A 13,513-nucleotide genomic window follows, 5' to 3' on the forward strand; every position below is an offset into this window, starting at 1 on the left:
GTGACTCCTGCTACAATTTTAATTTTGGAATAGCCCTTAGTAACTTCTGGGTGTAGGGATGTTGCGGATTTTGGAAAATTTGGTCGCGACTTCCTTCTTCCACAATCTTCCCCTCCTTCATAACCAAGATCCTATCTGCCAACTTTTTGGCAACACTCATATCATGAGTGACAAATAAGAGGCTGGATTCTTCGGTCCTTAGCAATTGAATCAAGGTTTGAATAAACGATTCCTTAGAGAGAACATCAAGGGCACTGGTCGGCTCATCTGCCAAGAGCAATATAGGATGACTGGCTAAGGCCAAAGCAATGGCCACTCGTTGCATCATACCTCCACTAAGTTCAAAAGGGTACTTTGATGGAACCTGAGCTGGATCTAAGCCAACCATCTGGAGGCATTCCTCTAACGATCTCATCTTTTCTACTTGAGAGCCATGACTCTTGACGAGATCCTCGTAATGGTGCTTGATTTTACGGTTGTTGTTAAAACCGAGACTGGACTGTTGGGTAATCCAGGCCAGTTCTGTCCCCACAAAGGGGTAAGAAACCCGCTTCTTTTGTGGGCTGATGGCCTGATCCCTATAAGAAATCCTGCCTTGGGTAAAGACTAAGTCATTCAAGGGAAGACCCAAAAGCAGCTTTAAAACCGTTGTTTTGCCACTTCCGCTTTCTCCGACGATTCCGACTGCTTCACCTGCCGAAACGGTTAGAGAAAGTTGATCTAAAATAACCTTTGACGGGGAAGAAACCGTGACATTCGTCAGTTGCAACATAGCTTTACTCCTTCGAGAGTTTGTTGGTTACATGATAATAATCTGTTGGATGGGATTCCAAATGAGAAATAGATTTGTCCATGACGATGGCAACTTTATAAAATCCAATGATCGTATACCCATGATCCTTATCCATAAGGGCTTGAATGTCCTTGCTCAATTGGATCCGTTTTTTCTGATCGGTCTCAGTTGCTAGGGCTTCGATCTTCTGATCAGCTTCTGCATTGCTATAATGACCGATATTTCCTACTCCCCCAGTTTTGACAGCTGAGTTAAAGTAAGCATATGGATCGCCAATCGGAGCAGCTACGACGGCATAAGGCGTGAAGGCGTAATCTATCTCCTTTGCGACAGCACTCACTTCCACCTTACGAATCTTCGCTTCAATTCCAACCTCTTTTAATTGTTGTTGAGAGGCTTCAACGGCTAAGGGCATTTCTGGTAAACGAGTAAAGGAGAGCAATTCAATCGTGACTTTCTTTCCATCTTTTTCACGGTAGCCATCTCCATCGGTATCCTTATAGCCGGCCTCATCCAACAATTTCTTAGCTTTTTCTACATTAAACTCATGAACACTTTTATCTAAGGCAAAATCGGAGCTAGAAGGGAGCGGTCCAGTAGCTGGAACAGCCGCACCTTTAAAGAGGGATTCTGTGAAAGTTTTCTTGTCGACCAAGGTATCCAAAGCTTGACGGAACTGATCATCAGCTACATAGGGATTTTCAAAGTTGTAGACATAGCTTAAGTAACGGCCACCTTCTTTTTCAGAAATTTTATACTGGCTGTCCTTCTTATAGCTTGCTAAATTAGCATATGGGAGCCCATAAACAGCATCGACTTCTTTGGATTGAAGGGCAGCAGAAATAGCTGTCGGATCAGAGAAATATTTAATCTGAACCTGTGCCACCTTCGCTTTACCACCCCAATAGTTTTCATAGGCCTCTAAAGTAGCTCCTGTTTCTGGAGTATAGGTCTTGATAAGAAACGGACCTGTCCCTACTGGAGATTTGTCAGAGGCAGCCTTCCCATCTACGTCTACAATAACAGAATAAGGCTCTGCTAATAGATTCTTCATGATCGGCTGTTCTATTTTTGTTTTAATGGTGACGGTTTGACCATCTGAATGAATGCTCTCAATTCCAAGGTCATCCGCTGCACGTTTACTCTTTTCAATGAGTCGTTTTAGAGAGGCCTCTACCTTAGCACCTGTCATTTTTTCCCCATTTTGGAAAGTAACATCATTGCGAAGGGTAATTTTCCACTCCAATTGAGAGGGTTGTTCGATTTTTTCAGCTAGCCAAGGTTGTGGTTCTAACTGATCATCCATTTTAAATAAAGTTTCACCAACTCCGTAACGAACAGTAAACCAGCCATTGTACTCATCTGCCGGATCAATATTGGTAGGAAACTGGGTGTACCCAATGGTGACTGTTTGAGCTTTTTTTGCTTCCTCAGGTGAGGAAGGTTGATTCGTTTTTGCACAACCAAGAAGAGCGACGCTCACTAAAGCTGTTCCTAAAAATAATTTCCATTTTTTCATTTGTATCTTCATCCTGTTAATATAGTTTAATTGGCAAGAAAATAAAACGAAGAGATGACCTATCCCAATAACCACCGTCTTACTTTCTATATCATTTTGTGTTTTGATCACTTGTCCTGTGAATGCTTCAAGTCATCTTCTTGGTTGATGAGCCTTTCTTCCCAAGGATCATTGTCCTCTAATAGCAAGACCGTTCCTTGTGGGATATCGATCGACCAGAAATCAGCTTCCATATTAACTAAAAACTGGTAAATCAGGCGTAAGACTCCTAAATGTCCTACAATCACGATTTCGGGATCTTCTGTTTCGCGAATCTCCTTGACAATCGACCAGACCCGTTCTTTAAATTTTTCAAAGGGTTCAGCCTTAGACGGCGTCACCTCAAAGGGGCTTTCCAGCCATTCTTCCCAAACCAAGGGAAAGGCCGCTTGAATTTCGTTGGCTGTCCTTCCCTCCCATAAGCCGAAATCTCTTTCGTTCAAGGCTTTATAAGCTGTGGGATTCTGATCTGGGAAAATGATGGTAGCTGTTTCTTGCGTTCTTTTGAGCTGACTAGTATAAACTCGAGAAATGCTTCTTCCTTTCATCAATTGATGAAGGAGGGCAGCTTGTTCTTTTCCCGTCTCATTAATTGAGACATCCGCTTTTCCATAGAAAAACCGTTTTTTATTAAAGTCTGTTTCTCCATGGCGAATCAGGTACCACTTTTTTACTGTCATATGATCATTCCTATCAAAAATAATATCTGGGCTACTTCTACTGATGCTCCTAAGGTATCCCCTGTCTCCCCGTCAATCTTTTGATAAACGAACCAGCGAAAGGCTAGAGTTCCAAGAATGACCAAACTATAAGCAAGGAGCCCTTTGAGCCAAAAGCCAGCCATAAGAACAGCCAGTGGGACAATCTGAGCTAAGAGGATGGAACTGGTCTTGGTTCCGGAAAAGAAGTTTCCAGAGCCACCAGATTCTCTAGCATAGCGCATCTTGTAGAGCTGAATGGTCAAACCAACCTTTCCAATCATTGATAAAGAAGCGACAATCAGCCACTTGGGCTGGGGAAGATAAGGTCCCATGGCGATCATGAGGCCGTAATAGAAAATTAAGGCCAAGACACCGTTACTACCGATACGGCTGTCTTTCATGATTTCCAACATCCGTTCCTTGGAACGAGAAGAGAATAAGCCATCAGCTGTATCAGCAAGGCCGTCTAAATGGAAGCCTCCCGTTAAAAGAACATCAAAGAACAAGGTCAAAATCCAGGCAATGGTGTCAGGAAGTACCAAAGATGTCAAAACAAAAAATAAGGAGGAAATGAGCCCTAATAAGAGACCAAAGAGCGTTAAAATGGGAACTCCTTTTCGAACATAGGAGAGATCAACCGCTTTTGGAATCACAATCCGACTAAAAAATTGTGTATAGATAATCAGTGCTGAAATCATTTTAACTGCTGTGCCAGTCCACAAATAACTAAGTAGACTTCACTTGCCTCCTTTGCAATCATTTGATTGACCCGACCTTGAAGATCTCTAAAGTAACGTCCTAGACGCGTGTCTGGAACAATACCCAGACCCACTTCATTGGTGACAATCCAAAAAGTAGCTTGGCGCTCTTTCATGGCAGAAAGTATCTGAGACCACTCGGCTTCCATGGCTTCCAAAATTCGGGCTTGTTCGGCTTTACTTAAAAACTGCTCGTCTGATAAGTAGCCTTTCTCGGGATACCACTCATTGACCAAATCAAAAAGTCGATTGGTGGTTAACATGGTCGCACAATCTACTAAGTAATCACCATGATCATCTTGTTCAATCCAAGTCGCTAAGTCCCGGTATTGCTCGAGCGTATCCCAGCTTTGTGGTCGTCTTTCTTGATGCAGCTTGACCCGCTCCTGCCATTCTGGATCCTCTTTCATCACGAGACCAGTTGCTATGTAACAAACCCCTTCCTTCTGCAAAAGTTTGGATTCAGCGAAGGAGGATTTGCCACTACGAGCACCACCCGTGACTAAAACAATCTTCCCCATAATCTTCCTTTCATGACAAGTGGCTAAAGACTTTGTCAAAAGCAGCTAAAGTACGGTCCAGATCTTCAAAGGAATGAGCACTTGATAAGAAGTTGCTTTCATACTGAGATGGTGCAATATAAACACCTTCTTCTAAAAGCAAGCCATGGACCTTGGCAAAAAGCTGATGATCTGCTTCTTTGGAATCTTCAAAATTCAAAACTGGTTTTTCTGAGAAGAAAAATCCAAACATGGTTCCAACAGAGACTACTTGAAGGGCTACGCCATGCTTTTCTGCCAACTGGCGAAGCCCCTGACAGAGATAGTCTGTCTTTTCAACTGTTTGATCAAAGACTTCCTTGGTTAATAGGCGCAAGTTTTCATAGCCCGCTGCCATGGCAATTGGATTCCCTGATAGAGTTCCTGCTTGATAAATATCTCCTAAAGGAGCAATTTGATTCATGTATTGAGCTTTCCCACCAAAGGCAGCAACTGGGAAACCACCACCGATGACTTTTCCTAGACAGATCAAATCTGGATCGACTTGATACAAGCCCACTGCCCCTTGGTAATGAGCCCGAAAACCAGTCATGACTTCATCCATGATGAAGAGTGAACCTGCTTCTGTCGTGAGACGGCGAATCTCCTCAATAAATTCTTTGTGGCCTGGAATCAAGCCCATGTTGCCGGCAACAGCTTCTACGATGACACAGGCAATTTCTGCCCCGTGTTCTTCAAAGCAGGTCCGTAAAGCTTCTAGATCGTTATAAGGAAGAGCAATGGTCTCACGCGCTACCTCAGGAATTACACCTGCTGAATCTGCAATCCCAAAGCTTGCTACACCAGAGCCAGCTTGTACCAAGAAAGAATCACTATGTCCATGGTAGCAACCAATAAATTTCACTACTTTTGGTCGTTTGGTAATCCCACGCGCTAAACGAATGGCACTCATAGTTGCCTCTGTTCCTGAATTGACCATACGGATTCTCTCAACGAAAGGCAAGCGTTCTTTAATCAGTTTGCCTAATTTGATCTCACGTGGACTTGGAGCACCGTAACTGGTTCCTTCCCATAGAGCCTCTTGCACTTCCTCAAGCACTTCTTTTCGAGCATGTCCTAAAATCATAGGTCCCCAAGAGAGCACATAATCCACAAATTGATTACCATCCACATCATAGAGGTAAGCTCCTTGAGAATGGTCAATGAAAAGAGGATTGCCACCTACTGCCTTAAAAGCTCGTACAGGGCTATTGACACCTCCTGGGAAAATAGATTCTGCTTCCTTGAAGTAATCATTTGATTGTGTTCGTTTCATCTTTCATCCTAGCCTTTCAAATATCCTGCTACATCCTTGGCAAAATAAGATATGATTAAATCCGCTCCTGCTCGCTTCATTCCGATAAGACTTTCCATGACAACGGCACGCTCATCAATCCAACCTTGGGCAGCAGCAGCCTTCACCATACTGTATTCCCCACTGACATTATAAGCGACTAGAGGAAGATCACTTTGATTTCTTAGATCTCTCAAGACATCTAAGAAGGCAAGAGCGGGTTTCACCATGAGGAAATCTGCTCCTTCTTCTTCATCACTTTGAGCTTCTCGAAGAGCTTCTAAACGGTTTGCTGGATCCATCTGGTAAGTCTTTCTGTCTCCAAAAGCTGGTGCACTTTCACCGGCATCCCGAAATGGTCCATAAAAACTAGAGGCAAACTTAACCGAATAAGACATAATGGGTACCATGTCAAAGCCAGACTTATCTAAGCCTTCACGAATCGCCGCTACGTAACCATCCATGGCATTCGAAGGAGCAATAATGTCTGCTCCGGCTTCTGCTTGGCTTATGGCTACTTGAACTAAGCGGTCCAAAGAAAGATCATTGACAACCGTTTCACCATCTAGGATGCCACAATGTCCATGACTAGTAAATTCACAGAGGCAGGTATCTGCAATTAGTATGAGATCTGGATAGTGTTGTTTGATCAAGCGAAGGGCTTTTTGAACGATCCCGTCTGGGCTAGAAGCCTGTGAACCAACTTCGTCTTTTTCTGCAGGGATTCCAAACAGAATAAAGGCTTTAATCCCAAGTTGCACACAAGATTCCACCTCTTCTAAAAGATCCGTCAAAGCAAATTGAAAGACACCTGGCATGGAAGTCACTTCTTCTTTTTTCTCTAGATTTTCTTTTATAAAAAGCGGTTGAATAAAGTCATTGACGCTTACAGTCGTTTCTCTGACCAAATCTCTCATGAGAGAATTTTTTCTAAGTCTACGATGTCTTTTAAAATTCATGATCTTGTATCTCCTTTATAATCACCTCTACCAATTGTAGCATGGATGGACTAGAAGGCATATAGTTTACCGAGACACCACAATCTAAAACAGCTTTTGCTGTGGTCTCTCCAATCACCCCAATTTGGTGATACTCTGGTAAAGAAAGCCCCTCTTGATAAAAAAAATCCCAGGCTGACGGACTGGCAAAGGTCCAAACGCATGTTTCCTTTAAGGACAAGATGTCTCTTATTTTAGCGATTCCCTCTTGATTGGCGACCGTTTGATAAAGAGGCCAAGCGTAAACGTCATGTCCCAATTCCTGTAACATCTTTGGATAGGTCGGATTGGCCAAATCACTATGAGGGAAGAGAATGTTTTGCGGATCCCCATATTGACTAGCCCACTCCTTGATAAAATCCACTCCATACTGACTACTGGACTCAAAGGTGACATCTAGTTGATGCTCTCTCAATAACTTACTGGTCTGACTTCCGATCGAGGCAATCTTTAAATCAGGTCTCAAATAGGGAAGAAATAACTGAACTGTATTGGCACTCGTAAAGAAGACCCAATCAGCTTTGGCCAGTTTTTCTTCAAAAATGAGTGGAAGGGGATTGCCTTGGGTGCAAATGAGGGGCGCATGCAACCATTTGACTTGGTTCCGGTCTAGTAAAGTCTGTAATTCGACAGAGGGCTCTTGTTCTCTTGTAAAAATAATTAAGCTTCCCACCATTTGTCCGTTAAGGCTCCTTTTTCCATTAGTTGCTCCAAAGCCAGTTTGGGAAGATCGCTCCCATTCTCAGAAGTGAGAGACACATACAAGCAACGATCCTTACCATCTGCCAACATGGTCTTCAACTGGTATTGCCCCTCGATATATTGAGCATGGGCTCCGACCGGGAAGGTACAATCCGCATTCATCAAGCTTAGAAAGCTTCTTTCCAATTGGATGCAGTTTTCTACTTCCTGATCATGAATCGCAGCCAATAGATGCAGGACTTCCTCATCATCTTCCCGGCATTCGACGGCTAAGGCCCCTTGTGAAACAGCAGGAATAAATGTATAAGGATCTAAAAATTCTAAATTCAAAGAAGGTGACTGATCTAAATACCCGATCCGTTTTAGGCCAGCAGCAGCTAGCACGATAGCATCGCATTCGCCTTCTTGTAACTTGCGGATGCGCGAATCAATATTTCCACGTAAAGGTTTGAATTGGAGATCACTTCTTAGACTCTGAAGTTGGACCTGGCGTCGAATACTACTGGTCCCTACAACTGCCCCTTGCGGAAGAGTTTCAAGAGTCATGCCTTCTTCTCTAAAGATCAGACAGTCTCTGACATCTTCTCGCTCCGGAATGGCACCAATGGTACATCCGTCCACAAGGATAGAAGGAACATCTTTTAAACTATGGATGGCGATATCGATGTCTTGATTTAAGAGCGCCTGCTCAATTTCCTTGACAAAGACCCCTTTTCCACCAATGGTTTGCAGAGAAACATGAACCAACCGATCTCCTTGGGTTTTATAGGGGACCAATTCAAACTCCACATCAGGATGGCATTCTTTTAAGCGCTCTACCACCATTTTGGTCTGGGTCATGGCCAACTGACTTTTCCTGGTTCCGACTTTAATGCTTCTCATGGTTCACTCCCTTTCCACTATGAAGATCGAAAATTTTAGCAATTAGGGCAATATCATATTCCGAATTTTCACCCACAGACATTTCTTTCAATTGCAACAAAGGCTCCTTTAAGATCTGATTGATGATGCTCTTCATATGCTTCGAAATTTGTTTCTTTTCTCGATCAGTAAGATCTGGAAGTTTGCGTAATAAGCTTTCCATAGCTGACTGCTGAGCCTGGATGGCTTTTTCTCGAATCTCTTGAATCAGGGGAATAATGCCTAACTGCTGCTTCCACTCTTCAAAACTCACCAGTTCACTGGAAATCTCTGCTTCGATACTCTTAGCAATCTCATTTCTTTCCTCAAAAAATGCTTGCAATTCGCTGGTGATATTTTCGATATTGTGAATGGTAATGGACGAATTTGGATGACAGGTCCGTGGCAAGCATAAGTCGAAAACAATCGCACCTGCTTTCACCATATGCGGATAGAGAATATAGCCTTCAGACTTGATAGCAGTGAAAATGATATCCGCATCTTTCACGGCTTCTTCTAAATCATCCCAAGAATAAGCCTGAATACGATCTTCTGTTAAATAAGGATTGGCCTTGGAAAGGGTACGATTCACCAAGCGGATAGACTGAAAGGGACGTTGTAGAACGTACTTGGTTACCAATTGCCCGATTTCCCCTAATCCGATGACCACGATTTTTGTATTCTCATAATCAAGGTCTTCCTTATCCAACATTTGTAAAGAGGTCAAACCGATGGACATAGGCCGGGCATTGATCCGGTAGACATCGTGCATTCTTTTAGCAAAGGTCACGGCTTGCCTAAAAGCTTGATTGAGGACGATTCCTGTCGTACCAGTTTCTTGGGCGCTCAAAAAGGCCTGCTTTAATTGACCGAGAACTTGTGTTTCACCTACAATCTTGGAATCTAAGCCAATGGATACTCTAAATAAATGTTCTAAAGCCTCATTGCCTTCTTTAAAGGTAAGATAAGGCTCAAGTTCCTCGATGTCAATCTGAAACCAATCTGCCAAAAAATGCTTGGAATAATAGCGACCGGTATGCAGTTGGTCAACAACCAGATACAACTCTGTCCGGTTACAGGTTGAAAGGATGACATCTTCCAGAATACTCTTTTCCTCTTTTAATTTGAGTAGAGCTTCTTTTTTTTCTTCATCAGAAAAATGAACCCGCTCTAAAATGGATAATGGTGCTACACGATGAGTGACACCAACATATAATAAATACATTCTGTCCGCCCCGTTCTTACAATTGATCTAAAAGTTGTTCGATCTTTTTTCTGACTTCTTTTGAGCGCGATGGCGATAAGCCGTTTGTAGAGATCATGACGGAAAGTTCCTTATTTGAAGCAATAGCCACATTATAAAAATCGGAATTTTTCTTATCCCCAGTATTATTGACGAACTGACTAGGGTGCGCCTCTTCCATCACTTTTTTATTGACTTCCTGGTTATCTGTGCAGGCAAATACCAATTTTGCCCCTTCCAAATCCCCAGTTTGGTAGCTTCTTTGAATCCATTCAACCTGCGATTTAGGAATCACTTCATTGATTTCAGGACTAATGACTGTAACCTTGGCCCCTTCTGACAACAAAGTCTTAATCTTGCGGGCTGCTACTTTTCCCCCACCAATAATAACGACTGGTTTATTTTGGATATTCATCATGACAGGATACATGACTATTCTCCCTCTTTTCTTTCTCTAAAAATCTTAGCACTTCGTTTATAGACTGTATCTTTGACTTCTAGGCGATGGTTGACCAAGCGAGCTATGACAAAGAAGTAATCTGACAAGCGATTGATATAGATCAAGCCGACTTCATTGACCATTTCATCTGCTTCAATGACAGCGACCATTTTTCGCTCCAATCGACGGGTCATAGTACGAGCAACATGACAGAGACTGGCGATCCGATGGCCGCCAGGAATAATGAAGCGATCAATCTTTTCTGGAATGTGCATATAAGCATCCATTTTTTCTTCTAGGAAGGTAATATCTGACTCCTTTTGTTTATAAGGTCTCAATTCTCTAGGAGTAGCAAGATCGCTTCCACAGTCAAATAAATGTTGCTGAATCTCCTCACATTCTTCTCTGATATCATCTAATTCTTTGTATTCCTTCATTTCAGATACCAGGTAGCCAACTTGAGAACACAATTCATCCATGGTCCCGTATGCCTCCACACGAATATGTGTTTTAGACACACGATCCCCACCATATAGTCGGGTAAACCCTTTATCCCCATACTTTGTGTAAATTCTCATTAAAGCTCTTCTCCGTTCATAATCTGGTAAATCTTTTTCATATCGACTGCATCACGAATAACTGCTGCCAGTTTATCATATTGCAAATCCTTAAATTCTTTGAGATCAATCGCCTGATCTGTGATAGGTTCCAAGCCCTTTTCCAGGCGGATTTGGTTCAAATAATCGCGCGTCCATTGAGAATTATCAAAAACTCCGTGAAGATAGGTTCCTTGGATTCGTTTATCTGGTGAAACGGCACCATCATACCTACTAGTCTCTTCGCCATTCTGAAGAACAATGCGAGAAAAAGGCGATACCTGATCTGAAATTTCAGTTTCTCCCATATGGATTTCGTAACCTTCCAAGAGTTGCCCCTCATGTTCTGCTTGAACTTGAGTGGTGCGTTTGGTTCCTTGCATCTGGGTTTCAACATCAAGAAGTCCCAATCCTTCAATTTCATCCAATTCTGATTCGACATGGTTTGGATCTGAAATTTTCTTTCCTAAAAGTTGGAAGCCCCCACAAATTCCAAAAATGCGAATACCCTGATCAGCGCACTGACGGATTTGATCAACAATCCCTGAATCTTGGAGAACTTGCATATCTTCGATAGTATTTTTGCTTCCAGGTAGAATCAAGAGATCCGGATTTCCAATGGCATCCCCTGGCATGACATAACGAACTGAAACGTCCGGTTGAATTTCCAAACTATGAAAATCTGTGAAGTTGGAGATGCGTTTTAGGGTGATAATGGCCACATCCAGGTCTTTTTCATGATTAAAGCTGCGTCCTTTACTACCTAAAGCGACACTATCCTCACTATCAATATCGATATCTGCATAAGGGACCACACCTAGGACAGGCACGTGGGTAAGCTCTTCGATCATATCGATTCCAGATTGAAGGAGGGCAACATCTCCCCTAAATTTATTAATCAGAACCCCTTTGATCCGTTTTCGGTCCTCTTCTGGCATTAATTCGATTGTACCATAAATAGAGGCAAATACGCCTCCCTTGTCAATATCCGCAACTAAGATGACCGGAGCATCAACCAGACGAGCCATCCCCATATTGACGATATCGCGTTCATTTAAGTTGATTTCAGCTGGACTACCCGCACCTTCCAAGATAATGGCATCATACTCCTGGTCCAATTCTTGGTAGACTTCTTTGATTTTAGGCAGTAACTCTTGCTTAAATTCATGGTAATCTACTGCATCCATATCTTTTAGGACTTTCCCCATAAAAACCACTTGAGATTTGCGGTCTGAAGTGGGCTTGAGTAAGACCGGATTCATACGGACATCTGGATCGATGCCCGCTGCTTCTGCTTGTACCACCTGTGCTCGCCCCATCTCAAATCCTTTTTTGGTGATAAAGGAGTTCAAGGCCATATTTTGAGATTTAAAGGGAACGACCGTGTAGCCATCTTGCTTTAAAATACGGCACAAGCCCGCAGCAATTAAACTTTTACCAGCATCTGAAGCTGTTCCCTGAATCATTAACGATTTTGCCATAGATATCCTTCTTTCAACTGCTCAAATAGAATCTCTTCATTTTCAACAAGGGGTGTCTGGATTGCCTGATGAAGTTTGACAATCCATGGCACAGAAAGTCCAGCATCTAACAACAATTTTTCTTCCTGGAATACTTCATATTTTGTTCCTTGGGTCATAATCTGGCCTTTTTTGATGAGGTAGGCATAGTCACAACAGTCATACATGAGATCCATGTCGTGGCTGGTAACAATAATGCTGGTTCCATTGGAAACAAGTTTTTTCATAATCATGGCCATTTGGTCCCGCCCTTTAGGATCCAATCCAGCAGTCGGCTCGTCTAACAATAGAAAACGTGGTTTGAGAGCTAACATCCCCGCAATGGCTACTTTTTTCTTTTGGCCGTAACTCAAATATTGCACCGGTCGATCCTGCAACTCTTCGATGTCCATCAGTTCAATGGCTTCTTGAACCCGTTTCTCACACTCCTCTTTGGAGTATCCTAAATTCTCTAATGCCATGCCAATATCATCTTTGGCAATGGTATAAAACAATTGCTGCTCCGGATTTTGAAAGACCATATTGACTTCTTGCCGGTAAGCAAACAAAGCTTTCTTCTTATCTTGAATGACCTGATTATCCAAACTCACACTGCCTTCTTGGGGCTTGAGCAGTTTGGTCATGACCTTCATCAGGGTAGATTTCCCGGAACCATTGGTTCCAATAATTCCAGTAATCTTTCCTTCCATGAATTCCATATTCACATGGTCCACAGCTTTCAAATCATCAAATAAAACCGTAATATTCTCTAATTTTAACATATTTTTATTCCTCTTCATCAATTTCTTTAGCTTGAGCAAATTTCAGGGTTAGGACATCATTTAAGCGCTGATTATCCGCCAATAATTTTACAAATAAGGTATTGGCTAATCTTCCCCAGCCAAGATAACTTTTTTTCTTATTTACAAATGAAAACTTCAAATCTAAGGTATCTCGAATGGTTAAAAATTCGATTAATACTAGAAAGATAAAGCGATACATAAGAACGATTAATTCCATTAAGATAGCCGGCAAATGAAGGGTTTTACAAAGCTTCATCATCTGGTTAAAGGGAATGGTTAAAGCCATAAAATAGGTTGAAATTAAAGAACAGTAAATTCTCATAACAATCGGTCCAACTTGTTTGGCAGAAGAATGAAAAACTCCTAAATAGCCATGACTTCCAACTGGAATGGCCATTAAAAACTGATGACTATTTTCACCATAGCTAATGACAAAGGTCGCCATACTTAATAAAATGAAAATAGACGGATAGCGAAACCAGCTCAAGTATTTTAAAATAGGAAGTCTAGCAATATAACACGTCAAGGGGACCATGATAGCAATTAGTAGAATTTGTAAGGGGAGGAAACCAGAGAAAGAAATAATCATTAACAAAATATACAAACTGAACTTATGCAGTTCTGGAACTGCAGTCCAACGGTTATTATACGCATAGCGATCAATTACAAACATAGTTTCCTCCCATACAA

The 13,513-nt window shown here is 42.1% G+C and carries 15 protein-coding genes; all 15 read right to left on the reverse strand.

The window, feature by feature from the left end; genetic code table 11:
* Window positions 1-10 precede the first annotated feature (10 nt).
* The 15 genes from I2D56_RS02125 to I2D56_RS02195 all read right to left on the reverse strand — a co-directional run bounded on the left by I2D56_RS02125 (window position 11) and on the right by I2D56_RS02195 (window position 13,496).
* Entirely contained in the window at window positions 11-772 is a 762-nt protein-coding gene (locus tag I2D56_RS02125) for an ABC transporter ATP-binding protein (RefSeq protein ID WP_195347872.1), read from the reverse strand.
* 4 nt (window positions 773-776) lie between these two features.
* Window positions 777-2,312, reverse strand: coding sequence for an ABC transporter substrate-binding protein (locus I2D56_RS02130; RefSeq protein ID WP_195347873.1), 1,536 nt, complete (start codon window positions 2,310-2,312; stop codon window positions 777-779).
* Window positions 2,313-2,419: 107 nt separating this feature from the next.
* A complete protein-coding gene (locus I2D56_RS02135) occupies window positions 2,420-3,031 on the reverse strand; it encodes a histidine phosphatase family protein (RefSeq protein ID WP_009730890.1) in 612 nt (203 codons plus the stop codon).
* Complete coding sequence (cobS, locus tag I2D56_RS02140) at window positions 3,028-3,750, reverse strand: adenosylcobinamide-GDP ribazoletransferase (RefSeq protein ID WP_009730889.1); 723 nt, start codon at window positions 3,748-3,750, stop codon at window positions 3,028-3,030. Before cobS ends, I2D56_RS02135 begins: the two co-directional genes overlap by 4 nt.
* A complete protein-coding gene (cobU, locus tag I2D56_RS02145) occupies window positions 3,747-4,331 on the reverse strand; it encodes a bifunctional adenosylcobinamide kinase/adenosylcobinamide-phosphate guanylyltransferase (protein ID WP_009730888.1) in 585 nt (194 codons plus the stop codon). The genes cobS and cobU overlap by 4 nt, the downstream gene beginning before the upstream one ends.
* Before the next feature lie 10 nt (window positions 4,332-4,341).
* Window positions 4,342-5,625 carry a glutamate-1-semialdehyde 2,1-aminomutase gene (gene hemL, locus I2D56_RS02150; RefSeq protein WP_009730887.1) on the reverse strand — a complete coding sequence of 428 codons (1,284 nt, stop codon included), beginning with the start codon at window positions 5,623-5,625 and terminating at the stop codon, window positions 4,342-4,344.
* Between the two features lie 8 nt (window positions 5,626-5,633).
* On the reverse strand, window positions 5,634-6,602 hold the full coding sequence (hemB, locus tag I2D56_RS02155) for a porphobilinogen synthase (RefSeq protein ID WP_195347874.1): 969 nt from the start codon (window positions 6,600-6,602) through the stop codon (window positions 5,634-5,636).
* Entirely contained in the window at window positions 6,592-7,317 is a 726-nt protein-coding gene (locus I2D56_RS02160; protein WP_195347875.1) for a uroporphyrinogen-III synthase, read from the reverse strand. The genes hemB and I2D56_RS02160 overlap by 11 nt, the downstream gene beginning before the upstream one ends.
* Window positions 7,302-8,225 (reverse strand): hydroxymethylbilane synthase, encoded by a 924-nt coding sequence (gene hemC / locus I2D56_RS02165; RefSeq protein WP_195347876.1) that lies wholly within the window; start codon window positions 8,223-8,225, stop codon window positions 7,302-7,304. The genes I2D56_RS02160 and hemC overlap by 16 nt, the downstream gene beginning before the upstream one ends.
* On the reverse strand, window positions 8,212-9,468 hold the full coding sequence (gene hemA / locus I2D56_RS02170) for a glutamyl-tRNA reductase (RefSeq protein ID WP_009730883.1): 1,257 nt from the start codon (window positions 9,466-9,468) through the stop codon (window positions 8,212-8,214). Before hemA ends, hemC begins: the two co-directional genes overlap by 14 nt.
* 16 nt (window positions 9,469-9,484) lie before the next feature.
* The gene (locus tag I2D56_RS02175) at window positions 9,485-9,916 is read right to left on the reverse strand and encodes a precorrin-2 dehydrogenase/sirohydrochlorin ferrochelatase family protein (protein ID WP_009730882.1); all 432 of its coding nucleotides are present in this window, start codon (window positions 9,914-9,916) and stop codon (window positions 9,485-9,487) included.
* Window positions 9,917-9,918: 2 nt separating this feature from the next.
* Window positions 9,919-10,503 (reverse strand): cob(I)yrinic acid a,c-diamide adenosyltransferase, encoded by a 585-nt coding sequence (locus I2D56_RS02180; RefSeq protein ID WP_006596220.1) that lies wholly within the window; start codon window positions 10,501-10,503, stop codon window positions 9,919-9,921.
* Entirely contained in the window at window positions 10,503-12,002 is a 1,500-nt protein-coding gene (locus I2D56_RS02185) for a cobyric acid synthase (protein ID WP_195347877.1), read from the reverse strand. The genes I2D56_RS02180 and I2D56_RS02185 overlap by 1 nt, the downstream gene beginning before the upstream one ends.
* On the reverse strand, window positions 11,987-12,802 hold the full coding sequence (locus I2D56_RS02190) for an energy-coupling factor ABC transporter ATP-binding protein (RefSeq protein WP_009730880.1): 816 nt from the start codon (window positions 12,800-12,802) through the stop codon (window positions 11,987-11,989). The genes I2D56_RS02185 and I2D56_RS02190 overlap by 16 nt, the downstream gene beginning before the upstream one ends.
* A gap of 4 nt (window positions 12,803-12,806) precedes the next feature.
* On the reverse strand, window positions 12,807-13,496 hold the full coding sequence (locus tag I2D56_RS02195) for a CbiQ family ECF transporter T component (protein WP_195347878.1): 690 nt from the start codon (window positions 13,494-13,496) through the stop codon (window positions 12,807-12,809).
* Window positions 13,497-13,513 lie beyond the last annotated feature (17 nt).

The sequence above is a fragment of the Streptococcus australis genome (assembly GCF_015553625.1).
GTDB classification, from domain to species: Bacteria; Bacillota; Bacilli; order Lactobacillales; family Streptococcaceae; genus Streptococcus; species Streptococcus australis_B.